A 24,800-nucleotide genomic window follows, 5' to 3' on the forward strand; every position below is an offset into this window, starting at 1 on the left:
TAACCTATGCAAATAGGTACAAATACCTATCACCTCACGCGGGTGATGGGTATTTTTTTTGCCCGTACTTACTAACTATTTTGCCACCTTGCTACATAGGCTAGACGTATGAGGCTCAGCAAGCCTATGCTATTCCCTAACCCACCCATTCTAGCCTCCTCCCACTTTGCCTAACCTTCTTGAGCCTTATAGGTGTGGCTGTGTTGATGTTGTGACTAGGTGGTGAGGGCAAGGGTTCAGCCTCAACCAAAATTGCTCTACCCCTGCGCGCGCGCACGCGTTAGTATATATATATACTCTAAGAATATATATATAATAATATACTATAGCGAGGTAGTACGAAGCTACTACCGAGCGTAGATGGTAGTTTATTTGGGAGAGGGTAGAAGTTTAGTGTCGTGTTACCTATATCGGTGTGGCAAAATAAGTAGTGTAATTCTCGAATGAGCGAAGACGAATGAGAGAATTTATATAGGGTCTGGGCTATTAAAAATTTTGTGAGATAGGGGGTTGACAGATGGGGTGAGGCTACGGTATTCTGTTTACAGATGGATGAGAGGACGAGTTGAGCAAGGGGAAAGCAAAAAAATAAATTCCCAAAGCGCTTGACAAACCCAACTTACCCACCCGTGCTAAGTTAAGAGTACACACAACAAAAGGACAAGGACTATGACACGTTACGATGGCGAACAGTTCTACAACAGACTAGCCAAAAACAAGCAAGACGAGCTGACTTCTGCGTTCGTAAAGTACCTGAAAGAAAACGAAGAATTCTCACCATATACCTTGTACGAGGACGGTCTGTTCCCTGACACACAGAAGTTCGAAACCCTACCCCTGTCCGAGTTGCTCGATGCCGTGGAAGTGGTGGAGCAAGCGGAACTGCAAGAGTCCTCAGTCATCAGTATCCTCAAAGGCGACAAGGGTTTGCTCAAAGGTAACCCTTTATACACGTTTCTGGAGGTGTCCAATACTGTTGATGGTATTGTAATCATCAGCGGTCGCCACAGGGTAACGGCGCTTTCATTGCTGGGTTTCTTAGCTGAACAATGGTGCACTGCCCATGATGCAGAGTTCGACTATGAAGCGTTCATTGACCAACCTATCCCCGTTATCTTTCGTAGATATGATGTAAACATCGTCACCGCTACTAACGGTAGCCGCACGATGCGACCCTTCGAGAAGTCTAGCGTTGCTGGTCAAGCCTTGGGCATCGATACTTCCAACGTGACTGAGCTTTTGGAAAGCATGGCGAGCGGAAAATTCCCTAAAGGTTTCGCCCTTGCCGTCGGTCTGGAATTGGATAACGCTGAGCTATCGCCTAACACCACTCTTGCCATCGTCAACAGCGCACTGTCTAAGCTGAAGATGGGAAGCAAGCTGGGTGCTAAGCTAACCAAGCGCTTCGAGACTCTTGAAGTACTGCTCGCCGCGTTCCCTGACGCACTGCAAACGGCACTGCAAAAAGGTGGCTACGTCGATGCAACTGGCGAGCTGTCGGGCAATGTTGCCCGTGGTGCTTCGAGCATCGGTGAACTTGTGGCTAAGGCGTTGCTGACTAACCCTGAAGTCAAGGCTTATATCGACGAGCTAGTGAAGGCTGAGCAAGTGGCGGCTAAAGCACGCGGCAAAGCGAAGGCAACCAAGACCACCAGCCGCAAGCGCCCAGCCGCAAAGACCGAAACCATTGACACGCTAAGCGATGAAGCGCCCGCCGATGATGAGTTCTAAGCCCTAAGTCCGAGGGGAGACCACCCTCTCCCCTAAGATTATCTTATCTATTTTGCCACACATGTACAGACTCACCGCGATATTTATTTTTCTTTGCCCGCTTCTACTATTCCTTATCACCCTCATCTTAGGTATACGCCATGAACAGAACAGATGTAACGCCCAGTGTTCAGAGTTACGTGAAGCGACACGGCAAAGCAGCCTCATCGGGGATGTTGTGCGAGAGGATGATTATATCCTACAAAGGATGGACACCTTCATCTAAGCAAGACAACATAGAACTGGACATCGACGCGAGAGATGGTTACGGTCTGTCCTACTCACTCAAGACGGGCATAGCCAACGAACGCAGTAACCGACTCGCCTTTGAGTTGGACTATGAAGATGCTCAGGGTAATGTGTTCCCATCTTGGTACGCTACGGGTAAGGCAGACTTCTATGTGTTTGGTTATCATAACCAATTGCTCTACATCCACCGCGCTCGGTTACATGAATACATCGAAGCCAATGGTTGGGACTGTGTGCTAAGACCTAGCAAGGAAGTACTAGACGCGAACCAACAAAACCACATCGCCAAGACCTGTAGGAATGGCATCATTTCCATTCATCGACTGTATGCTAATGGACTGGTAACTCACACTGAGGTATTAAACTATGCCGACCGACGCATTAAAGAGTATCATCGAACGCGCTATGACAGCACTCTACCAGGAAATGAGCTGCGCTTCCTTAGAAGTGGAAAGCGTTACCCAACAGGTACGGCATCGTTGCTCCGTATGCGACTGCTTAGTATCGGAACCAGTGCCGCGTGACAACGGGCGAGGGTTTCATAGCTGGTGTCTCAAGTGCAAGACCACATTCGACCGTAGCATAGACGACATTATTAGGAGCAAGTATCATGCCACGTTACCCCGACCGGAAAAACATCGAGCAGTATTTAGAAGGCGGTAAAATTTGGGAAGTGTTAGACGCTATTCGTTCTGACTCTGTACTCATGCCAGAACTACCGTGCCGACCCGCAGACATACTTGAGCTGTGCAAGATGGTCAAGTACATCGCACTGTGCAAGGTGGTAGGCGCAGCGGCTCACCGTTACTACCGTCGAAACATTAATAACGGACTGCCAAAGAACTGGGAAGATGGTATCTCAGATTATCAACAGGATAATCTAGCCGTGTGTAATGACCGCATCATCACATTAGACAGACTCATCCGAGCGTTGCGGCATCTGCCTATCAAGTGTATCATTCATGCTTACTACTCTAGGTTTGGTGGCTTCGAGTTTGTTAGGAGTGCGTCGCAACGTGGTGTCGCATTGCCCGGTAACGACACCCGCGCCCACAGTTTAGCACTTAAAGAACAGTACGTGTCATCCATCGCACACGACCTTGCCTCTGAAGGTGTAGCACCGACAGCAGAAAACATTCTAGAAATAGTTGTGGCTGTAGAGGAGGCAAAGACAGGTACGGACATCAACCACCGCACGCTCAAGCGATGGCAAGCTATCATCGACCGTCATTTGCAGTGTTACCAAGTAATGTACCCTATTGCTTTGGAGGAGTGGTATGAAACTTAATGACTACATGGAGCAAGAGCAAGCAGACTACACGACACGCGTCATCAGTAACACCCGTGAGCTGGAGGCTTATGAGTATGCCGCACAGCACAGACCATACATTGTGGTCATGCCTTACCCTTATATCGACCTGCTTGAGTACACATACCTAACCGTGTTCAACCTGTTAGGTGGTGGTATGGTGCAAGGAATACTTAACCGAATGGAGGATAGCTGCGAACTATGAACGCCTTCATTTCCGCCGCATTCTATGACCATCGCGCCAATGATGATATGCCTCCCACTTGGAAAGAGGCTATCACTAAAGCACACATCGAACACTCTCCGCACTACCAATTCCTTGAGCATGTTACGTGTCTCTACCAGTGGGATGAAGGGTCGCCGCTGTGTGCAATAGACATCGCCCTTAATGGTACATCGTGCTTCATCGTTGACAATACGCAAGTTCTCTGGGATACTATATACAAGGATGCGTATGTATCTCTCGGTATGCCGTGCGACCAAATAGGTACGTGCTTTGAAGAGTTCTATTACACGACTAAAGAGCGCTGGACTATTAGCCCTCTCGCCTTGCGCCACCTACGCAAGGGAACCTACACCAAAGACACAGTTTCCTGCACATCATTTGCACGGTTAGCATTGCCAGAGTTACGCCGTGATGCATTCACAGCAGGCGGACTGTATAAGGAAATGTTGAGGCTAAGAAATGGTACGTTATGAACTGCCTGAAGGTTATGAATATGGGGTGACCCACACACGTTGTTACTGCCATCGATGTGGTGGCAGTGACAACACCAGCAATACAGAAATGTTCCACGGTTCTAAACTGATAGGACATTTTGTTTTCTGTAACGCATGTCGCAACATACGTCACCCTGAGTATGTTGTTAATAGGTGGGAAAAGTGGAAGCGTACGACACTAACAGATGTTGTGCCCTCTCGTCTTACTAAAACCAGTGTGGCAAAAAACTATAAAGGTAATGGCACAAGGAAGCTTATGTTTAAGCCTAGCAACATCAAAGACACGAACACCAACCGATGGGGTATAGCGCCGGAAATTCTTAAACTCTACGACGTTAGCCTAAAGGATGGCGAATGGAGGTTTCCACTATTCAGACCCACAGGTGAGCATGTAGGCTACCACACCCGCAGGTATGACCCGCTCGATGACACAAAGTATGAGGCTAACTATACGAACGGCGTGCCCATAAATGAGGTACTGTTCGGTCAACCCACTGCGCGCTACATCGACAGAGGTACGCTGGTATTCTGCGAGGGCATGACCGACACACTAGCCGCTAGACAGATGGCAGGAACCCGTGCGGGTACGTATACATTTGTGGGTGCGGCATCGGCTACGGTACTAGCGCAAGTCATCGCAAACGCTTGGGAGTGGGCGAGTAAGTTTAAGTCTGTCCTGTACTGTGTGGATAACGATGAGGCTGGACGGCGGGCGGCCGCAGCGGTTAAAGCGCTCAACTTGCCCAAGCTGAAACAACTTATTTTGCCACCTACGACAAAGGATATTCGACAGCTCCTCAATGAGGGCAGAGAGGGTGTGTTTATTGACTCCCTCTATGCCGCAGGGGCTAACGCGCTGGACTGTCTGATGTCACCAACCGAGATGGCTGAGGCAGTTCGCAAGAAAAGGGGCACAGCCTACCCTACAGGGGTCAGCAGCCTTGATGAATTGCTTAAAGGCGGACTGTACCCACATGAGCTGTCGGTGTGGCTTGCTGGGTCAGGGAGTGGCAAGTCTACGTTCGGTCGCTACCTCCTATCCCGCCAAGACAACGGCGCTTATCTTCCCTTCGAGGAGAGTGCAGACCTAGCCATTAGCAAATACTACGCTCACACTATTGTTGCTACACCCAATGGGCTGGATGAAGATATGCTTGCACTCGCGCAGCGCACAGCCGTTGTGCGTACCGACCGCATTCAACTGGATAACAACACGGTCGATGAGTGGTTGCAATGGTTCGGTGCTTTCATCGTGAGCAGTGGTCGCAACTTCTTCTTGGTTGACCACATCACCAACGTCGCACAAACGCTGCGTGGTGACAGTGAGCGTGAGCGCATTCAGCAACTCATGGCAGGTATGGCGGAGCTGGTCAAACGCTACCCCATTCACATTGCTGTACTCTCGCAGATAAACCGACCGTCTGTAGAGTACGATGAAAACGGTGAAGTGGTAGACCACCCCGTCACACTAACATCGGGGTTTGGTGCGAGTGCCATTGAACACTACGCCTTTGTAGTGTGCGGTATCGATGGACGGGATGACCGCACCCGTATCCGTTTGCTCAAAGATAGGAATGGCGGTCAAGCAGACAGAGATGGTAAGGTGTACACCACAGTAACCTACTCGTCTGGCTTATATAGCGGTGGCAAAATAGCACTAGGTAAGGACAATGCCCAGGAAATTCAACAACACGAAGACAACATACAAGGGGCTGAAGTTCGACAGCCTAATGGAACTGGAGCTGTACAAGCAGCACGAAGCGCAACTGACACGTCTGAACCCACAGATGAAACTGTTCCGTTACACGGAGGTGAAGGAATGGACGCATACACCGGACTTCCAGACCCCAGTGTGCTACATAGAAACGAAGGGGATGATAACGGACATCTACGCGCAACGCACCGAGAAACTTATTCGGGAATTAGGGGACGCATTCCGCAACCGATATCGGCTTGTGTTTGCAAACCCAAAGGTGAGAGTGGGCAAAAGGAAAGTCAACGCTGGTTACTGGGCGACAGCGCTTGGTCTGGAGTGGATAACAGCGGGGGAACCATTACCCGCCCACTGGCTAACCAAGGGCGCACCGGTGCCACCACCCCCACCCCGCATGGGTCTGATAATGACCAGGGCAAGAACGTCAACCGCAGAACTCTTGCTCCAAAGTCTACCAAAGCACGGCACGGGGATAACAATGGTGGGTCTGCCACGGGTACTGTCCGACCTGAAGAAAATAAAGACGCAGAAAAACAAAAGCGTTTTCCGTTTCGCCGGGCACACGTGGCTACCGTGCCACCACAGCAAGATGGTGGAGGAGTGGAAGAACGCACAGTACATCCTAAGCGTGACCGATGGGGAAGGAAACTCCAATGATGGCGTGCTATTCGGTGCTAACGTCGGGTGCCCTCGCATTGTGCTAGACTTTGTGGGCAACTACCGACCGGGCGCGGTGGCACTGGAAGATAAGACTTTGGTTGTGCCCGTACCCGTTGAGCTACAGTACCCGATAGCTATCGAAAGCCTAATACGCACGGCAGTAAGTATGCTAGGCGCACAGCCCCAAGGTAAAGAGGCGTGGTTGTTTGACCTTGACGAGTACGAAATGGTGTGGGCTGGTGCGTTTAACCCTGTGTTTGACCAAAAACAATACATGCCATCGACGGCAATGCTGGCTCTAGTCATTCGTCTAGTGCGTGGGCTTAAGCTTTACGACTTGACAAACATGTCGGGATACCTTAAGATGTTAAATAACATCAACGAACCGTTCGACTTCGACGCTAAGACAGGTAAGAGCAACATCACTGAGGTTAGAAACTATTATGAAGACTATCGCAGTTGACACAGAGAGTTTAGGTGGCGGTGGGTTCGGTGCGCTGAAGAAACTGTACACGGTACAAATTGCGTGTGCCGATGGGGCTGATGTCTATCCTGTATTTTGCCACACGTACGCTGATGCTCTCGGTATTGGTGGTCTTGCCGCACGTAACGCTACCGAAGTTTTAGATATTCTATCTGAGGCTGAGCACATTGTATTCGCCAATGCCGCGCATGACCTGAGTGTACTGTATAGTTTCTATGGTGACGCACTAGCTAAAGCTAAGTTCAAATGGGATGACGTGCTGCTAATGTTGTGGTGCATGTGTCCGAACCGTCCGTACGCGGCGGGTGAGCAGCACAGTCTAGCCAGTTGGGGTGAGCGTCTTGGCTTCCCCAAAGATAAGATGCGGTTTACTTGGGATAGGATACACGCTGCGCTGGAAGACGAGACGGCAGAAGTCACCACAAACACGGGCATCGAACTACTTGAGTACGGGAAACGCGACGCTGAGCTTACCTTCGCTATCTGGGAACATCTAAACAAAGAACTACTAACCCTCGACCCAATTGTGAAGAATGCAGCGATGAGTACTTACACTCTCATCGAGCGCCCGACCGTCATGCTAGTGATGGAGATGCAGGCGCACGGTATGAAGCTAGACCTTGACCACCTAGCTGTACTGTGGGATGAGTGGGGCGAACTGCTTGACCAGTCCGAGAGTAGTATGAAAGAGTGGGTGCGTGAGAACATTGGGTTCGTCCCCGCTGCCACACCTAAGCTACTCAAGAAACCCATGAATGGTGACGCTGAGAAACTCGACCGCTACTTCTTCTGTGGTCAAGACGAGAACGGTATGTATGTGTACCGTGAGAAGCTGGAGCTTAACCCCAAAAGCAATGACCAACTAGCATGGGTGTTTCAGCAGTTAGGGTGGAAGCCTATTGAGTTCAGCGATAAGACTGGCAAGCCGTTACTGAGCAAAGGACAGCTAGACGAACTGGCACCACGGTACGAGTTAGCTAAGCAGCTTAAGACCTTCCGCGAGTTTGAAAAACTGTTCACCACATATGTTGTGGGTATGCACAACACAGGTACGGCGCAAGATGGCTGGATATTTCCAGGATGGAACCAAAATGGCACCATCACCGGAAGGTATAGTTGCTCCAACCCTAATTTTCAGAACCTACCCGCCAGGACTGAACACGGGCAGCGCATACGCCAAGCTGTTATTGCACCACCAGGGATGAAGCTGGTAGGTATTGACCTCCAAGCTATCGAGTATCGTGTGCTGGCTGACCAGATGGCGCAGTACTTCATGCAGTACCACGGGCACATCCCGCCCGATGTAGACTTCATGTTGCAAGCGTTCATCAATGGCAAGGATATTCACACCGAGATGGCGCAGCTATGGTTTGGGCACAAGCCGGACTACCAGGACAAGGCTAAGTATTACCGCACCATTGGTAAGAACGTGTCATATGGTAGAATGTTCGGGTTCGGAGCGGCTAAGGCTAGCACCATGATGGGTGTCAGTGAAGAAGATGCGCGCGCTATCATTGCCACCGCTAACGAAAGCAACCCATCGTTCAATGAGTTTCAGCAGTGGGTGTGGCAAAGTGCTATCGACAATGGGGGATGGGGGTTCACGGCGTTTAACCGCCCGAACTACTACCCCGACATCTGCCTGAAACCTAGCAGCCGCACCCATGAAGCTATCGCTCGCGCCAAGCGTCAGTGCTTCAACGCCCGCATTCAGGGCACAGCCGCCGACATCAACAAACTTATACACCTAGACGTGAACACATCTGAACTTTGCGCCACCAACGTACTTGACAAACTCGAAGGGTCAGAGTACAAGCATCTTAGAAACATGATGTTAGTGCTTAACGGCTCGCCCATCGTGCCCGCATTCGACGGCATTAACGTGGGCACAGTGCATGATGAACTACTGTTCTATGTGGACGACTACAACGCTGAACCCCTAGCCGCTGCACTCACACTGCACTACCGGAACAACTGGAGCTACATGCAGTTCTGTCCTATCGATGGCACGGCAAACTACGGTGATAACTGGAGCGTAATTAAATGATGCTACACTCAGAGACTACTTTCCCGTTCGAGTGCTGGTAAGACACAACGTACAAGCGTACAAAAATGAAAAAGAAAAAGGTGCCGAGGAAACATAGGCGCTTGACAACGAACCCCACCCCTGCTATACTGAGAATAATCGAGAAGGCTAAAAAACGTAGGAGAAACTTATGACACCTGACAACGGACAAGTACCTTTCATCTATGAAGAAACCACCTTTCAGCCCGAAGACTGGCTCGACCTTACCTCTCCCGCTGAAGAAGTCAAGCATGTGCCACCCGATGATATGCTTCTCAAGGACGTTGACTTTGGTGTGCGCGAATATCCTAATGGTTCTAAGTCTGGTCGCATTGACTCCGCCTTCCAACTGGTACCCGCCCAAGCCTTGGCGCTGATATCCCGTGTGTTGTACGAAGGCAACCTGAAGTACGGTAAAGAAAACTGGTACGGCTTGCCCATCGAAGACAACATCAACCACGGTGTCCGCCACATCTTTGCCGTTATCTCAGAGATGCAGCGCACGAACCGCATGAAGCAGGCGGGGCAAGAGACGCACCGACACAACTTTACGTATGCTCAAGTACAAGAACTAGCTCACGCTGCTTGCCGTGTGTTGTTTGCGTTAGAGCAGGTATGGGATAGTCACCTAGACGTACGCGACCAACTGACTAGCGGAGAAGTGGAGGACGTTTAAGCTCGTCTCGCACCTACCAATGTGGCAAAATAGGTAGTGTAAGTTACACCACCAGTTTAGTAGTGTTTACCTAAAGGATACCCATGCTTAGCTTCAACGAAGTTCTCAAAGAAATCTCCGAGCAACCCTTAGTTAAGGACAGCGTTAACCCCCACTTCAAGAACCGCTACGCTTCCCTCGACGCTTGCCAAAACGTTGTGCTGCCCATCCTCTACGCCAACGGGTTTGAGCTGGTCAACTACACGGTTATTCATGACGGGGTATTGGTTCTATACACTGATGTTTACGTCGCTAATAAAACGGAAGACACCAGCGTCCGCCCCTACATCATGCGCTCTGCATTCCCGGTCGGCGCTATCACCGAGAAGGCACAGCAGCTAGGCTCAGGCATTACCTACGCTAGACGCTATAACCTGTGTGCTCTGTTCAGCCTCACCGCTGACGACGACGACGATGGCAACGCGGCGCAAGGCTCACCCGCACCGCGTGAGACACTGGCGGCAAACGAGAAGGCTGACGTTAAGCCCCGCTCGTCTCGGTTTCGTACTATCAGTTAAGCCTAAGAGGGCAGCTAAGCCCACACCCGCTGACTGCTTAGCCGCCCCACCCCTTGACAACTTGACCGACCTTCTGCTATGGTTAGAGAGTCAGGACAGGAACGCAACGGTTCACATCCTTGAGGGTTCCACAAGTGAGTGGACGGTTCGCAACGTATACGCTAACATCTTCTGGATACTACAGGAAAACAAAACATGGCACACGCTGAAACTTACGCTTCCTACACTTCCTTTGTCCGCTCCACTATGGCACCCGGTGCGCGTGACAAGCAGCTAGAACACTTCGGTCTTGGTCTTATCGGTGAACTGGGTGAGGTGTCCGAGCCGCTGAAGAAGCACTTGTACGGTGGCAAAGAACTCGACCGCTCGAAGCTGCTGAAAGAAATGGGTGACGTTGTTTGGTATGTGTTCGCTATCGCTGAGGCTTTGGGCATCGAGCTTGAAGATGGGATGGCAAAAGAGAGAAGCGAAGATGGTATTAACTACCTCGTTCGCAAGTCGAAAGACTTCTCCCCCGTGCGAATTGGTGAAATTATTTTTGCTATTGCGTCTTTTGTCGGCGGCGTGGCTGACCTGCACCTTGGGTCTGCGACATCGTTTGAAGCTTGCTCCTGTCTCACCGGTATCCTGGAATGCCTTGGCGCTATGGCGCACCAGCACCTTGACAGCGACCTTGGTGAGGTCATCGACATTAACGTTACCAAACTCTCGGCGCGTATGGAAGAAGGCTACTACGAGAGTTACGGTGTGGCAAACAAAATGTACCCAGCCCCCACTCCTGAGAACAACCCCTGTGTTTTCAAAGACGGTGTTTACCTACCGCTGGGCGAGGAAGAAGATGACGACGTAGAGCTGGGTGAGTTTATCGAATGTCTTTACGCTGAGTCTGAGGATGAAGCACAAGAAGATGAGTGCGATGGTTACTGCACCGCTGAGCTACCGGAAGATGAGGGCGATGACTTCTGGTTCACAGACGACACCAACTTCTAGAGCCGCTCACTAAACTATTTTGCCACACCGACATTTGACCCACTAACTATCACAAGGACAATTCCACTATGGCTATCAAGAAACCCGCCGCTACTGCTTCTAACAAAACATCCAGCACTCCCACTGAATACGTTGACAATGGCGGGCGCGCCACGATAATCTACGGCGCTGTCGGTGACAGCAAAGTTGTGGCTAAAGGTTTCCTAAACCTGGCTTACGACAGCCACGCTCTACACATCACCTTGTTCGCACCAAAGGAAGGTGCCAGTGAGAAGGTCATCGCTTCTGGGTTCGTTAAAGAGTACGGTCTTGCACCAAAAGACACCGAGTTTGAAAACCCCGTGTTGTACTACATCACACTGCTAGAAGGTAAAGACGACAGCGTGTATGCTTTGATGAACGAAAATGGTGCGGAGCGCAGCGACCCACCCGTTAAGCTGTCCCTCTACACAGAAGACCGCGTTGAGACTGGCGACATTACTATCCTGACTGGTAAAGTTCTGGTGCCGTCAGACTTCTAAAACACCCACGGTCATGTAGCCTTCTGCATGACCGCCCCTAGATTTCTACCAGAGGAGAGGTATGAAACTTAAAGACATTGTTCGACGTATGAATGACGAAATGTTCATTACCGTCGAAGCGGATACCGTTAAACCCTTTGCTAAAGACATCGGTCATCGTTACACTGATGTTCTACTCAACCAGCTTAAAGAACGCGATGACCCTGAGCGCATCTTACGCGGCTCGACACTGGGTAAGCCAACGGTGGAGCTGTTTGCTAAGCGTTTCTTCCCTGAGTGGTGGTCGGCAGAGATGCCCAGTGAAAGACTCATGCGACTGTTCCATGAGGGGTTTGTATTTGAGCTACAGTTTGAATGGTTCCTGCGACGTGTAGGGTTCTATAAGGTGCGTAGCGCCCACCAACGGTATGACCTACGGGATGCCCTTGAGTGTAACGTTCCTGTGTCAGGAGAGCTGGACTATGTGCTTGAAACGGAGGATGGTCGCTACCTTATTGATACCAAGACGGCAAGCAGTAACTCTTACCGCAAGCTTACGTCAGGTACAGTACCCAGAGAATACCTTGTGCAACAAGCTGTATACAAGGCGGCGTGGGAACTTACCAACGGTGAGCGCATTGACCGAACTGGTTTGTTGGTGTACAACAAAGACAATAGCACGGTGATGTGGGTGGAAGCTGACCCAGTAGAGCGGGATGAGATGCTCGACTACGCCAAAGCTTTGTGCTACACTTGGGAAAAGTCGGACAGTTGGGATGAGGCGATAGCCAACGGTGTGCGCCCGCCCGACCCGGTTCCAGAAATCTACCGTAAGCGTCCGACAGGTGCATTCCTTCTACCTGACAGTATGAAGTACCAACCACAGGAGTTAATTGAAGCGTGCTATGAACTGGTTGAAGACAAGAATGGCTATGGTAAGGACACGTTATATGTGCTGGGTTCGAGGTGGTAAAATGACAACAGAAGAAAGTTACGATGACATCATGAAATGGGTTAAGGTTATTCATCCTATGAAGTGCGCCGACATTTGTGAGGGCATCGCCAAGCATCAGGGTACAATGATATACCGTCGGCTTAAGAAGGTGCTGCCCCCTTCGTTGTTCTCTCAAGTTGTTGGTGCGGTCAGCGCTGGTGTGATGGAGTCTTTACCACAAGACATCCGCTACCAACAAGCGGACATCATTAACTCACTGGTGGTAGAGTTCTTTTGCAACGTCATTCCTGAGCAACAACCACAGATACTTCAAAGCTGCTCATCTGCTTACTGGCAGACCGTCAAGACTCAAATGTTGTTACTGAAGGTTCAAGAAGAATTAACATGAGATACGCACCACACCCAAATAACGAAACTATTCCCGGATGCAAGAACTTTACTTGGGGAGAGGTTACTAAAAACGGCACCCGACCTATTCAAGCCTCCAGTCAAGGCGGACGAAAGCTCACGGCTCGTCAAGTGGAAGACAACGTTATCAACATCGCAACGTGGTTGCAACGGTTGCGTAACGAGTTACAGCTACGGGCTAAGCGTCGTTCGTTCTCCATCCACGTTACCTCCTGGTTTCGACCACCCGCAGTCAATAGAGATATCGGCGGAGCCTCAGCGTCGCACCATCTTGGAGGTGGAGCGGTTGACTTCTATCTTGTTGACTGGACTCCTGAGGAAGTTGTAGATGCGTTGTTTGACATTGGCTTCCCTGGTGGTGTGGGAGTGAGCATCAGCGCTACTGGCTGGTTCATTCATATCGACCTTGGTGCCCGACGTGCATGGAACTACAACGGCTCAGCCCGCAGTGTTAAAGTTCTGGAGTACATCAAGAAAAGAATGGGGCAGTGGAGATGATAAACAAAGTTCGCATCTTGACAATGGTGGCACCCATCCTGTATACTTTGTACATTACCGGGTTGCTACTGAACCAACCGCCTACAGGTAAACCAACGTTCTTTACACCGAGTGACAATCATGCTAAAGTACAGCGCTTCGGTTAAGGTTACAAACACTGCGACTGGTGGTGTTCATCTGTGTGTATTTACTGTTAGTGGAGAAGACTATGCAAACGCTTTTGCTGAAGCCATTGACCAAGCCTACATCCGCTACCCCGAAAGCAGCTACAGCCAACATGAATGCAAACTTGTCTTGCTCAGCGCCCTCTCATCTGGATGTGAAGGTTGCGCCTGAGGCATACGACAGTGACTTTGAACCGTGTGATAGCTGCCCTCACAAAGCTAAGTGCCGACGTAACGACTATTGTATGGGGTCAGACTAATGGGAAAGAAAGATGCTAAGGGTCAGCCGGACTGCTCTGACCACAACGGCGACAACCCCTTTGGACTACCACGCTTGACAGCAGAACAGACGCGACGACGGGATGAATACTTCATGAACCGTAAGCCAGCGTCCAAGCGGTGAAGACCAAAAAAGAAGGACGGCACCCCTATTATGGAGTGTCGTCCTTTTTCTTTGGGGTGTGGCAAAATAGGTCTATGCCTGTCCACCCGTGCAGATGCGAAACTTCATGTACAGCGTGGGTTGTCGAACGTCCATCTGAACACCAGCCGTTCCAGCATTAGCGGTGTTACCGTTCACGTTGTGGTAGTGTTCATTAAACATGTTGTTCGCAATATTAGCGCCGCCGTGCGAATTACCTGGGCTAGTGCTAATGTTAAACGTACCGCCCGCGCTGCCGTGGAAAGCGAACACACTCACGTAACCGCCGCTAAGCCCGTGGCTGTGAACTGCACTGTTAAAACCACTGTTGATGTTTACAGAGTGGCTGTGCTGCGGTAAAGGCACGGTCACGGCATTAGCACCAGAGGTTGTGTTGCTATTGGTAGCCGTGCCCGCCAGTGTTCTGTTTGGTGCGCCGTTGATGTTAGGTAGATTAAACGTGCTGCTACCGTCACCCGCCCCATAAAGCGTACCGATGGCAGCAAACAGACGACTGTACGTTGTGCGGCTTACTGCTTGCCCGTTACAGTCTAACCAACCAGGAGTATCGCTGTTGCCCGCGAATGGCAGCACCGTGCCCGCTGGTAGTGCGGTGGTGTATAGATACTCCATGTTCACAATGCGTAACCCAGACCCTATCGGAGGTGTGGAAGCCACGGGTGTACCAGCAACGTAAGAGTTGATGGCATTGTTAATGCGCGTACGTACCCAGCTTGCGTACACAGCTTTATCGGTGTCCTCTGTGTCTGGGTAAACCGAACTGATGCTTAAGTTATTGGCGATGCCGTTGGACACCAGTAAACGGAGCGTAAGTGCCTCAGCGATGTTAGCCCTTGTAGCGCCCTGCACGGTGTCTCCAACCCAGTTGCCACTCAAGATACTCTCGTTGACAATGGGTGACCCTCCTAGCCCACCACCAGCCTCTACGTTCAACAAACGCTCCTCGACTTCATAGGCGATGCGATGCAGACGATTAAGCTCTCCCTCATAGGAGACGGTGGACAACCGGGAACCGTAACCAATAAGCGGTGCCACACGTTCGATGGGAGTGGCACGCACGACACTAACAGGTAGCAGGTCAACACCAATACTCGCGCCCGTGTAAGTGATGACCGTAGGGCTGGTCTTAGTAAACGAACTGTTTGGTACAATAACTCCGTCAATAGTAACTCGAAAGTCTTTAACCGTGGTATCTAAGGAAAGGTTACAGGCTGAGACATCGACTGCCCAGCCTGCACCACTACGGGATACCAACACGGTTGCCGTGCTGTTATCAATTGTCATCGTTCTCTAGTGCCTCAATTTCTTGTCGTAACACTTCACGCATCTGTCTGCCGTAATGCTCTACGGTTTCAACACCGTTTTCATCCACCATCATGTGGGGTCGCATCTGTCCTTCGCGCAGCAGCCTGCTTAGTTCTGTAGGGTCAATACCCCGACGTTCGCCCCACGCTATCATATCCTCATATGCCTTCTCCAACTCTGGGAGGTAGGCTTCAACAGCTAACATACCGTTGAGTGCGTCTTGGTGTTGAGGTGTGCCCGGTGGGTAGCGGAGGGAGTTACGTGCGTAGGCTCGGTATACATCTTTGCTTGCGCGAATGTGTGTACCAATTTCCTGCATGGTGTAACCCGCGTTCGCCACCACATCGATGGGCGTAACGCGAACACCGATGACATCACCCGCACGTAGGATACCCGCCACTGCTCCACCAGCATCTAGCGCACGGTTAAAAGCGTCGATATCTGTGCGTACACTTCCGGTAATGGGGGAGGCGTAGCCCTCTACGAACTCGCCCGTATTGCTGTCAACGTAGTCACGTTCACCGAAGATACGCCGTCCGCCGATGCGGGGATTAACCCGGTTGATAGTTGCCGCAGGTGGCAAAAACACTGTAATGAGGCTTTCCACAATTTCTGGCATCTCCACACCCCAGAACGTGTGCGGCGGTTGCACGACCTCTTGACGCTCACGGTTAGCGCTTGCACTACCGGCGGCGATGAGCTGTGCTGCGGCTTCATACTGAGGGAATAGATTACCGGCGATGAGTTCCAGAAGCGGCGACTTCGGGCGCTGTCCTACTGGGCTGTTGGCTAGACGGTCAGTTGTACTGCCACGTGTGCGACGCGCTGCTTGGGTGGGGTCTGCGGAGTAGTCGTCTTGCCAGATGCCCATAGCCCCAAAGATTGCCTCAGCACTTGTGGAGATACCCTCATAAGCTCCGCTGAAAGGGTCAAGCGACGTAAGCCCAATTGAGAACCAGCGGGGTTTTCCGTCACTGCCATTAACTCTAAAGAAGAGGGGTCGGGAATAGGTGATGTAACCAGGGACGGTACTCTCGTTAAGGTCATCGGGAAACTCCTCCATCTGTACTTGGTTGTGGATGCTAATGGCGCGGCTCACGGCGGCGTACTTACCGGGGTTGCGGATAGCGTGCCGGATAGCGGCGGGAATGTTGCGACCGTGGAAACCCCAGAACGGGATAATTTGTCGTAGCCCTTCATCCACTTTAGAGAAGTCATTGTAGTAAGGGAAGTAGTCTTTCCAGTGGTCAACAGCTTCATCCAGTGTGTTGAACCTGCGTCCGGTGCCGCTAACGTTGGTGGCAAAAAAAGAGGGGTCTACGCCACGGGCGTTCTGTAGGCGCATAGTAGAGAGGACGGCAGAGATGCGACCGATAACATCGGCGGCGTTGTTCATTGTCTGCCAGAAACCTACCGTTTTGTTTTTTGCCACACTGAACACATTGACCCGTGTGTTCTCTTTTAACCACTGCCCCCAGTCACCAAACTCTTCCAGCGCGTACCGTCCCCACCGCTCCCCATCTCGAATGGTTGCCAGTGTACCACGGCTCACCCGCCTGCCCGTCTGTCCAATGCGCTCACCCGTTAACGGTTCAAACGTATGGATGAACTCTATCTCAAACAGTCGGCGCACAACGTCTTGGTCACTCAGTCCACCCGCGTATTTGGGAACGGTGCTGTAGGCTTCCCAAATGGGCTTGCCTTTGACGTAGTGTTCCAATGCACGAATGCCGTCCTCGAAGATGCGTAGTGGGTTGCCCCCTCCCGCTGCCACTTGGAATGTACTGTTGATGAACTGGCGTTGAATGAAGTTAGACGTTACAACGATGAGGTCGCGGAAGTGGCGGTTGAGTCCCATCATGAACTCACCCACCTTCACCAGGTATTCAGGGCTACGGCTAACGTCGATGACAGCGCGGATGGCATTGGCGGCTACAGGGTGGACGTAGTAGTTGCTGAACAGCCCCACCGTTCCCGCATCACCGGCACCGAGGGCGAACACACCCGAACGCTCCGCTAAGCTTTGGTTCAACACACCTACACTATTTTGCCCCCTCGACACCAGCGGGACGTACTGTCTGTATTTTTGCGGGTCGGCATCAAACACGCTCTTAGGCACACCCCACTTCTGGTCTATCACCTGCCGCAACATAAAGTTAATTTGCCCGGTGCTTTTCATCACAACGTCAAGCTGGCGCGTCCAGGCTTCAAGCATGGCAGCAGGGTCGGTAATGAGTAGCTCGTTCAGTCCCTCGACGGGTAGCTTGTAGCGTCGAATGATGTCTTCCGCAATGTCCGTTGTGAACATGGGTAGCTTCTGAACCAACCCCATTTCCATCATACTATCTAACACGTTGTCAGACAGAAACTCACGGTCATTGAGCAAGCGTCGAAGTGCGTGCCCGTCCTCGATAACGTCAGCGAAGGTGGGAACGATGTTCTTGTCTTCGATACCTAGCGCACGACGATAGGCTTCGGTAGGGTCGCCCAAACGGCGGCGGCTGTTCTCTGTGATGTAATAGTCAAACAGTGCTTCATCCTCCACCGCCCAACGGTAGGTAGAGCGTGAGCGGTTGATGACTTCCGCACCACTCATCGTAGTTCCATCGTCAAACTCAAACAGTTCTCCCATGCCTGGGTCTTTGCTGCGTCGCCACGTTAAACGCTGTTGGAAGGTGGGGTCAAACGCTCGGTACTGGTAACCAATGAGTTCCTGTTGCTTGAAGCTAGCACCCGCACGACGAGCAATTTGGTAAGCATTATTCCAACCATCCGCCACGCTTTGCCCGGTACGTAGCACCAAAGCTGCATCTTCCGGTGTCATCCCGAACTGTCGAATAAGTCTATCGGATAGGCGGGTACTGCGCTCTACAAGGTTGTTCTTAGCAGCGACGCTGATGTCGGCACGGTCGCGGATGTGGCGATACCACCCAGACTCACCAGCGTCTAGCACAATGCTTGCACGTTGAGCGGCGGTTAGCTTGTAGCGGTTGAAGATAGACTCGTACTCCGCACTGGCGCGGCGCATGACATCAACCACACCCATCTTATGCAGGTCGCTATGGATGCTTCCTTTCCAAAGTGTACCAGCGCGGTTGATGTTTTCCCGCACCCGTCCCGATGGAGTGTAGTCGCTGCCCATTCCCAAGTATTTGCGCTTTACGGCAAACGTACGAGCGAGGAACTCGTTAATGCGGTCAGCGTTACCAGCACGCAGAGTAAACGCACCTGTCAATTCACCAGCACGGTTGAGGTTGTTTAGCAAAACCTGACGCACACGGGCGCTTTCCGGTCGGCGGTTGAGTGCGTGGGCTTCGACCATTTCGTAAAGGTCTGCCGTCCTACGCTGCATCTCTGTGAGCCGGGAAGCCCCACCCCTTCCTGGTTGGGATGCCATTGCCACTTGAGCGGCTGAGGTAGGGTCAGGGGTCGGACAGGCGAACACACGCTTAGGTATGCGACGGCTTGTCCCTGAGCTGGTGTTGACGTTCAGATACTTTTTCTGGTTAGCTTCCTTAGCTTGGCGGTTATGTTGTCGTACGGCTTGAGTTGTTTCTTGCTGGGTGGGTGCATCTGGTGTGCCACCTTGTACCCGGTTCTCCAATGAGTTACGCCGGATGAACTCTTCGCGGCTCATCTGGGGTTCGTTGTTGTTTTCCATGATGTTAAATACAAGGATTACGGTCGTCGATGGGGGTGTCCTTCGCGAGTCGTACTTGTGCGGCTTCTGCGCTTTGCTGTGCGGCTTCTGTACGTCGGGCGATGTAGGCGTTGTTTAGTTCACGTAACTGGTCACGTAGTGCTTCTACTCTGTTACTAGCAAATAGCCCCTGGTCTACCATATCGTCGTACTCTTTGGTGTACCGTTCCAGCATGTTCTCAAGAGTGTCCATGCGGCTTTCTTGTTCCCATACTGCGGTAGTCCTGCGACCCATTGACTGATGTAGTAGGTTGTCTGCTTGGTGTCGGTTCATCACCGCGTCTAGTCCCTCATCCGCACTGGCGGCTAGACGTTGAGAAGGTACACCGGGGGGTAGGGGAGAGATTGCCCAGAACGGTGCCTCTGTGGAATGTGGCAAAATAGTTAGTGTGCGTCCTCTCACCTTGCTGGTGTCTACCAGACTATCGAACCCAGCCATACGCAAGCGCTCCGCTACGGCTACCGAGTAGTCTTGGAACACCCCTTCCGGCATTGGTGTTCCGAACGTGTCAGCGTAAGCCTCTCGAACGTTTAGCCAACGGTCACGCAGCAATGGGTGTTGACGGTTGAGTTCGCGCAGTTTGTAGCGCATCTCCTCCGTTGCTCCAACGATGTCGTCAAGGATGTCACCACCAAAAGCGTCATTCACCAAACGCCCCACTTCATCAGGAAGGTCGCGTGCGGCTTGACCCAGGAACAGCGGCGAACGGGGCTGCACGTCTGACCAACGGTAGACAGATGGCGCACCCAAACGCTGAGTGCCGGGGTAGCGGAAGGTTGGGTCTGTGGCGGCGCGGGCGTACATTTCTGCAACGTCGGCACGGTCGGTTAGATACAGACCTACGCCAAACTCCCCACTGCTACCACCGCGCACGGGGTTGTACTCGTTAGAGAACATTGCCTCCTGCGTTTGTTTTGTCCCATGATACCACGCCTCAGCACGGGCAGCGCGCGCGCCCATTGGGTCAACGGCATTGGGCATAAGCTCATCGAGTTCCGCTTGTGCGGCGATGCGAGAGTCAAGGTCAAACGGGGTAAGCTCCGTCATTTGAGCGTCATCAATTAGTCGCTGTTGGTGACGGGGTAGCGGGATTTCTGGGTCGTAAGCTTGGTAGTTAACGGCGGTGGCAATAGCGTCAGCGTTGCGGGCGCGCTTAAGTTCCGGTGCCATATCGAGGGCGGCGATGGTACGGTCGAGTTCATCAGTGACGGCACCGATGCTCTCTGCCATTTCTCGGATACCCGTTCCCGTTTCGTGAAACTCTTCTTGTGCGCGACGGAATTCCATCGTGGCTTCGATGTCAGCGGGCGCAACGCGAAGGTCGTTTGGTGCCAGGGTATCGTTCCAGCTACGAGCAACGGCGGGGTGGTCAACGGCATTGGCAAAAGAACTAGTAGCGTTCTCCATTTGCAGCAGTTCTTCTACAGCGTCGGCGTTGAACTCATTGTTGTTAAGGATGTCATCAATGAGTGCTTCCTTGCGCTGAGCGGTTGCGCGTAGTTTGTCCAGTGGTAGCTGGTCACGGTACAGCTCCGCCTTTGCCGCCGCCTCACTAAGTTCTACCGCGCTGGTTGCGTCTGCTTCTGTCATCATGGTAGGACGTGGCGCTACGAACTGCGTCACCTGTGGGGTGCCAACAGTGCGCGGCTGTACCTCGATGCGGGCGTTGGGGTTCAGTAGGTCAGAGGGTACGGGCTTACCAAACACGTCGAACACACCAGGGTAGGCGTTACGTAGTTTGTCTAACTCGCGTTTGTTCAGCACACTTTTGCGGGCTGGGTTCATTAGCGGTCGTCCGTTGTCGTCCACAATGAACTTAGCAAGACGAGACAGGTCAGCACCGGAGCGCTTAACGGGCAACACGTCAGCAGCCGTCACAGCCCCAATGCGGTTTACGTACTCGTCACTATCCAGATAGTTCAAGTACTCTGCCGCCTTCATGGATGGGCGCATTGCTTCCTGAGTAAGGATAGGAGCTGCGGCGTTGATGACCGCTACTTCCTGAGGCAATGCACGTTTGAGGTTACGTAGCTCAATGTTGGCATCATCGATGTTGTTGCGGATGGCTTGCTGCTGTTTCCACAGTTCTTGTCTACGTGCCTTGTCGGTACTGGCGTAGACGCGGGCGGTGAGGTCTTGCAGTGTGCGCTTCTGGCTTTCGATGTAGCTTTCAATTTCTGCAATTTCGTCAGGGATGCTAACCAGTAAGCCGTCATCCGCTTCGCGAATAACGCCTTCATCAATTGCTTCCTCAAGAATGGCAGGGCGCACGGGTGCTTCATTGGCAAGCGTACGAGCGGCGGTGTTGTTCGGGATGTCATCAACAGCAGCGGCTACAGTTTCAACTAAGGAGCGTCGGGAGGTAGGAACAGTGGGAGCTTCTTCAAGTAGCTGAGTGATGGGGTGTCGCGGTGCGGCTGTGGGCTGTGGCAAAATAGTAGTAGGTACGTCATCACCTTGACGAACCCATATGCGCCCGACCTTGTTGTACTCCACACCGTTAAGCACCGCTTCCGTTGCGCCCGGTTCCACTTTGTACACAGACGTTGCAATAGCGTCGGGGATGTTGCGCCCGCGCTCTACTAGCTGGTCTGCTTGTCGTCGAATGCGGTCTGCGGTGACACCTAAGACGCGCTGCACGTTGGCGCGTTCGGTTTCATTGAGAGTAGCGGTAGGACGTTGCGGCGAGACACTACCATCTATTTTGCCACCTTGGCTAGGGACAGATGACATATCTGCTTGGTCAATGATGGCATTAATATCATCTACTACCTCTGCATATCTCTGGTTAAAAGCACGAATTTCTTCGGGCGTTTGGTACTTACTGCCAATGCGGTCTGCCTCCAAGAACAGTTGCTCCAGTTCTGCGGCGGTTGTCTGAATGGGGCTTCCACCGGGCATGGGGATGGCTCCATCTGGCGTACGACCTGTCTGACCTTCTGCTGGTAAGGCAAGGCTTTCTCGCCCTTGTAGCTGTCGCTGGTTGAACTCTTGAAGCTCACGGTCAATGGTGGGTGCATCCCACGGGTCATCGACTTGCCCATAGTTGGCTCGTAGCTGTGGGCGCTGTACTCTGAAACGGTCGGTGCCGTCAGGACGACGAATAATTTCTGCGTCAATAACGGCTTCACCGTCAGCACCATCCCACAGGTCTTCGACGTAACGGGTGATGCGTCGCTCGATGGGTCGGGCTTGGATAAACTCGCGACCTTCGATAACTCCTGGTTGTCCTGGCGGGCGTACAATAATACTGTTCTGTGCCGTACTGCTGCGTGGTGCAACGTCGGTAAGCACAACCGTCTCAATACCGTTGGGAGTTTCCGCACCAACAACACCACGTTGGGCATCGTTAAAACGACGGGCGACGGCATCAACTTCTTGAGCGGAGGTTACGCGAGTAGGTACAATGGCACGGCTACCGGGTTCTGCTGCTGGGGGTAGCAAACGCTGTCCAGGGTAGCGGGTTTCAAACGGAATGTCCGGTAGTAGCTGCTGTGCGAGTTGTTGGGTGCTGACGCTTTGGCGCGTTTGGATGACAGTACGTGGTGAGATAGGCGCAGTGTTTAGGTTCTGCATTGCCGTCTCGTAGGACAACGCAGCACCGGGAACGGGTGTTGGTACAGGTGCGGACGGGCTGACGATTTCTGGGAACTCTTCGTTGCTGGCAAAGCTCACGATACCCCGACGGGCATCAGCAGCTCGGCGAGCGTCATACATGCGGTTGAGGGCGCGCACGGTACGGGTTAACCTTGGCGCGTTCATTGCTTGGATAAGACCTTCACGTTGTGCGGTACGTCCGGCGGCGATAGCATACCGACGTACAGAGCGTGAAGCAGCACCCGCGATGTTGTCTGACCAACCTCCCGTTACCACATCTAAACCAAAACCAATGGCACCTGTCGTTACTCTAACGGGTGTAGAAAAACCACTTGGTGCGGTGACTGATAGGTAGCGATTATTGTTCGCGCCCATTACGTTCATGAAGCCAAGGTCAATACCGCTGAGTACCTGACGCGCACGATAGAACGGGTCATATCCTGGGTCGTTTCGAATTTGTACAGGGGTGATGGGGGTTTGGTTCTCGTTACGCATGAACGCGGGAATGTTGTCTACCAATGCCCGCACCGATGCGTTGATGGTGGGGGTCAGTTGTTGTCCTGTGACGTTATCACCTACTTCAATAAGTGCATCACCTACGGTATAAGCAATTACGGGAACGGCGCTGCCAACGGCGTTGAGTGCGTACAGTCCAGCACCAAGCACACCACCGCCCATCTCACCAAAGTAACCACGCCGCCAGTCCATACGAAAACCCGTTGGACTATTGGGGTCTTCTTGTGGTAGCCAACCTTGCAGAACCATATTTAAGGCATCGCGTCCTGCTTGTTCACGGGCACGGCTGCGGGCTTGAGCTTGCGGGGACATCCCTCTAAACGCTTCTTGGTTAATGTACTGCACCAAGTCACTCATACGCTGTAGGATGGTTGGCGGCTGGTTACTGGCGTTGCGCTGTGGCTGCATACCCGCTTGCTCCGCTTGCGCTGCACGTAGGATGTTGGCTACGCTCAGACCATCACGCTCACCAGCACGCATACGCTCGGAGATGTACCGGGCACCAGCACGGGCGTACGTAACGGGGTTCAGGTAAGAAACAAAGTCGCCACGAAAGAACTGTTCAATACCTCGCCCAAAGTATATACCCAACTGTTCAGCGACGGGTAGAGAAAACCAGCGCTGGTCATTGGGAACTTCCGCACCACGCCCAATACCACCACCAGCCATCTGGTTGTAGATAGAACGAGTGGGGTCAAGGGTAGGAAGCGCACGCAAGATGTCGTTACTTGTACCGTACAGACCGGACGTACCACCAGGGCGCACGGTTAGGTTCTGTTGTTCCAGTTTGGCTAACTGTTCGTTGTACCAGTCAACATAAGACTGTCGCTGTCGGATAGCACCACTGGCATCCGGCGTTTGCGGTGGTTCAGCATACGCTCGAAAGGGAGATGGACGGTTAGTTAGTTCGTTTAGTGTGCCGTGCCAGTTGGCGCTATTGCGTAATGCGGAGGCGTTGAAGCGGCTCATGAATGCTTCATTACCTTCTGTCACCTCACCGCCACGTACACTTTCAAAGGGTAGAGGTGCGCTAAAGTCCGGTAGCTCGATAGGCTGTGGGGCATCTGGCTCACTCTGTGGGGGTGGGGGTGTCGATGGGTCAAGGGGTGTCTCGACTGAGCTTCCTGGGGCTACAACACGTCCTTCTGGGTCGTTCTGGTCGAACACTACATCGCGTAACGGTTCGGTGGGAACGGTCGGCGCGGGTAGCGGGTTGGTAGTTGGGAGGTCTGGGATGCCTGCTAGGGGCGGCTGGGATAGTTGCTCACCAGTAGCATTGTTCGTTGTTTCGTTCTCTCGCCGTGGGGTGCCTAGACGTACTGGTCGCCGCTGACCCTGCGCGTCTTGGCGTGGGTCATTTTGCTGGTCTAGAATATTTGCCATAGTTGCCTCTTGACAAAGGGGGTAAAAATATGCTATAATTAAGAATAGATAAGACGGTTCGGTATTCGGGTTCCCTCACTTCTTCACCTACCTATCCCACCCTTTCCCTATATAAAAAGAAAAGGTAGCAGCATTAA

At 52.2% G+C, this 24,800-nt stretch carries 18 protein-coding genes; 15 read left to right on the forward strand and 3 right to left on the reverse strand.

What is annotated here, in order from left to right; genetic code table 11:
* The first annotated feature begins 669 nt into the window (after positions 1-669).
* The 15 genes from D6694_07355 (at position 670) to D6694_07425 (ending at position 13,555) form a co-directional block, all read left to right on the forward strand.
* Positions 670-1,731: a hypothetical protein gene (locus D6694_07355; GenBank protein RMH43002.1), complete on the forward strand. Its 1,062-nt coding sequence runs from the start codon at positions 670-672 to the stop codon at positions 1,729-1,731.
* A gap of 212 nt (positions 1,732-1,943) precedes the next feature.
* The gene (locus D6694_07360; GenBank protein RMH43003.1) at positions 1,944-2,543 is read left to right on the forward strand and encodes a hypothetical protein; all 600 of its coding nucleotides are present in this window, start codon (positions 1,944-1,946) and stop codon (positions 2,541-2,543) included.
* Positions 2,544-2,629: 86 nt separating this feature from the next.
* Positions 2,630-3,307, forward strand: a complete 678-nt coding sequence (locus D6694_07365; protein ID RMH43004.1) for a hypothetical protein — start codon at positions 2,630-2,632, stop codon at positions 3,305-3,307.
* A gap of 7 nt (positions 3,308-3,314) precedes the next feature.
* Complete coding sequence (locus D6694_07370) at positions 3,315-3,533, forward strand: hypothetical protein (GenBank protein ID RMH43005.1); 219 nt, start codon at positions 3,315-3,317, stop codon at positions 3,531-3,533.
* Positions 3,530-4,027 carry a hypothetical protein gene (locus tag D6694_07375; GenBank protein ID RMH43006.1) on the forward strand — a complete coding sequence of 166 codons (498 nt, stop codon included), beginning with the start codon at positions 3,530-3,532 and terminating at the stop codon, positions 4,025-4,027. The genes D6694_07370 and D6694_07375 overlap by 4 nt, the downstream gene beginning before the upstream one ends.
* Entirely contained in the window at positions 4,014-6,419 is a 2,406-nt protein-coding gene (locus D6694_07380) for a hypothetical protein (GenBank protein RMH43007.1), read from the forward strand. The genes D6694_07375 and D6694_07380 overlap by 14 nt, the downstream gene beginning before the upstream one ends.
* Before the next feature lie 4 nt (positions 6,420-6,423).
* Positions 6,424-6,885, forward strand: coding sequence for a hypothetical protein (locus tag D6694_07385; protein RMH43008.1), 462 nt, complete (start codon positions 6,424-6,426; stop codon positions 6,883-6,885).
* Positions 6,866-8,953 (forward strand): hypothetical protein, encoded by a 2,088-nt coding sequence (locus tag D6694_07390; protein RMH43009.1) that lies wholly within the window; start codon positions 6,866-6,868, stop codon positions 8,951-8,953. The genes D6694_07385 and D6694_07390 overlap by 20 nt, the downstream gene beginning before the upstream one ends.
* A 169-nt stretch (positions 8,954-9,122) precedes the next feature.
* On the forward strand, positions 9,123-9,647 hold the full coding sequence (locus tag D6694_07395) for a hypothetical protein (protein ID RMH43010.1): 525 nt from the start codon (positions 9,123-9,125) through the stop codon (positions 9,645-9,647).
* Between the two features lie 83 nt (positions 9,648-9,730).
* Complete coding sequence (locus D6694_07400) at positions 9,731-10,204, forward strand: hypothetical protein (GenBank protein RMH43011.1); 474 nt, start codon at positions 9,731-9,733, stop codon at positions 10,202-10,204.
* A 195-nt stretch (positions 10,205-10,399) separates the two neighbouring features.
* Complete coding sequence (locus D6694_07405) at positions 10,400-11,194, forward strand: hypothetical protein (GenBank protein RMH43012.1); 795 nt, start codon at positions 10,400-10,402, stop codon at positions 11,192-11,194.
* Positions 11,195-11,262: 68 nt separating this feature from the next.
* Positions 11,263-11,715 carry a hypothetical protein gene (locus tag D6694_07410; GenBank protein ID RMH43013.1) on the forward strand — a complete coding sequence of 151 codons (453 nt, stop codon included), beginning with the start codon at positions 11,263-11,265 and terminating at the stop codon, positions 11,713-11,715.
* 61 nt (positions 11,716-11,776) lie between these two features.
* Positions 11,777-12,667, forward strand: coding sequence for a hypothetical protein (locus D6694_07415; GenBank protein ID RMH43014.1), 891 nt, complete (start codon positions 11,777-11,779; stop codon positions 12,665-12,667).
* A gap of 1 nt (position 12,668) precedes the next feature.
* Complete coding sequence (locus D6694_07420) at positions 12,669-13,037, forward strand: hypothetical protein (protein ID RMH43015.1); 369 nt, start codon at positions 12,669-12,671, stop codon at positions 13,035-13,037.
* Positions 13,034-13,555 (forward strand): DUF882 domain-containing protein, encoded by a 522-nt coding sequence (locus D6694_07425; protein ID RMH43016.1) that lies wholly within the window; start codon positions 13,034-13,036, stop codon positions 13,553-13,555. Before D6694_07420 ends, D6694_07425 begins: the two co-directional genes overlap by 4 nt.
* A gap of 639 nt (positions 13,556-14,194) precedes the next feature.
* On the opposite strand, the gene D6694_07430 is transcribed toward D6694_07425, so the two are convergent.
* From D6694_07430 to D6694_07440, 3 genes are read right to left on the reverse strand one after another with little or no spacing between them, the layout of a single operon-like run.
* Positions 14,195-15,445: a tail fiber protein gene (locus D6694_07430; protein ID RMH43017.1), complete on the reverse strand. Its 1,251-nt coding sequence runs from the start codon at positions 15,443-15,445 to the stop codon at positions 14,195-14,197.
* The gene (locus D6694_07435; protein RMH43018.1) at positions 15,435-19,103 is read right to left on the reverse strand and encodes a hypothetical protein; all 3,669 of its coding nucleotides are present in this window, start codon (positions 19,101-19,103) and stop codon (positions 15,435-15,437) included. The genes D6694_07430 and D6694_07435 overlap by 11 nt, the downstream gene beginning before the upstream one ends.
* Before the next feature lie 28 nt (positions 19,104-19,131).
* The gene (locus tag D6694_07440; GenBank protein ID RMH43019.1) at positions 19,132-24,273 is read right to left on the reverse strand and encodes a hypothetical protein; all 5,142 of its coding nucleotides are present in this window, start codon (positions 24,271-24,273) and stop codon (positions 19,132-19,134) included.
* Positions 24,274-24,800: the final 527 nt, after the last annotated feature.

It is taken from the genome of Gammaproteobacteria bacterium, assembly GCA_003696665.1.
In the GTDB taxonomy this organism is placed as follows: domain Bacteria; phylum Pseudomonadota; class Gammaproteobacteria; order Enterobacterales.

What these genes read in the sequence shown, in the direction of transcription:
- D6694_07355 (RMH43002.1), top strand. Translation starts at nt 670, where the DNA reads ATGACACGTTACGATGGCGAACAGTTCTACAACAGACTAGCCAAAAAC.
- D6694_07360 (RMH43003.1), top strand. Translation starts at nt 1,944, where the DNA reads ATGTTGTGCGAGAGGATGATTATATCCTACAAAGGATGGACACCTTCA.
- D6694_07365 (RMH43004.1), top strand. Translation starts at nt 2,630, where the DNA reads ATGCCACGTTACCCCGACCGGAAAAACATCGAGCAGTATTTAGAAGGC.
- D6694_07370 (RMH43005.1), top strand. Translation starts at nt 3,315, where the DNA reads ATGGAGCAAGAGCAAGCAGACTACACGACACGCGTCATCAGTAACACC.
- D6694_07375 (RMH43006.1), top strand. Translation starts at nt 3,530, where the DNA reads ATGAACGCCTTCATTTCCGCCGCATTCTATGACCATCGCGCCAATGAT.
- D6694_07380 (RMH43007.1), top strand. Translation starts at nt 4,014, where the DNA reads ATGGTACGTTATGAACTGCCTGAAGGTTATGAATATGGGGTGACCCAC.
- D6694_07390 (RMH43009.1), top strand. Translation starts at nt 6,866, where the DNA reads ATGAAGACTATCGCAGTTGACACAGAGAGTTTAGGTGGCGGTGGGTTC.
- D6694_07395 (RMH43010.1), top strand. Translation starts at nt 9,123, where the DNA reads ATGACACCTGACAACGGACAAGTACCTTTCATCTATGAAGAAACCACC.
- D6694_07400 (RMH43011.1), top strand. Translation starts at nt 9,731, where the DNA reads ATGCTTAGCTTCAACGAAGTTCTCAAAGAAATCTCCGAGCAACCCTTA.
- D6694_07405 (RMH43012.1), top strand. Translation starts at nt 10,400, where the DNA reads ATGGCACACGCTGAAACTTACGCTTCCTACACTTCCTTTGTCCGCTCC.
- D6694_07410 (RMH43013.1), top strand. Translation starts at nt 11,263, where the DNA reads ATGGCTATCAAGAAACCCGCCGCTACTGCTTCTAACAAAACATCCAGC.
- D6694_07415 (RMH43014.1), top strand. Translation starts at nt 11,777, where the DNA reads ATGAAACTTAAAGACATTGTTCGACGTATGAATGACGAAATGTTCATT.
- D6694_07420 (RMH43015.1), top strand. Translation starts at nt 12,669, where the DNA reads ATGACAACAGAAGAAAGTTACGATGACATCATGAAATGGGTTAAGGTT.
- D6694_07425 (RMH43016.1), top strand. Translation starts at nt 13,034, where the DNA reads ATGAGATACGCACCACACCCAAATAACGAAACTATTCCCGGATGCAAG.
- D6694_07430 (RMH43017.1), bottom strand. Translation starts at nt 15,445, where the DNA reads ATGACAATTGATAACAGCACGGCAACCGTGTTGGTATCCCGTAGTGGT.
- D6694_07435 (RMH43018.1), bottom strand. Translation starts at nt 19,103, where the DNA reads ATGAGCCGCGAAGAGTTCATCCGGCGTAACTCATTGGAGAACCGGGTA.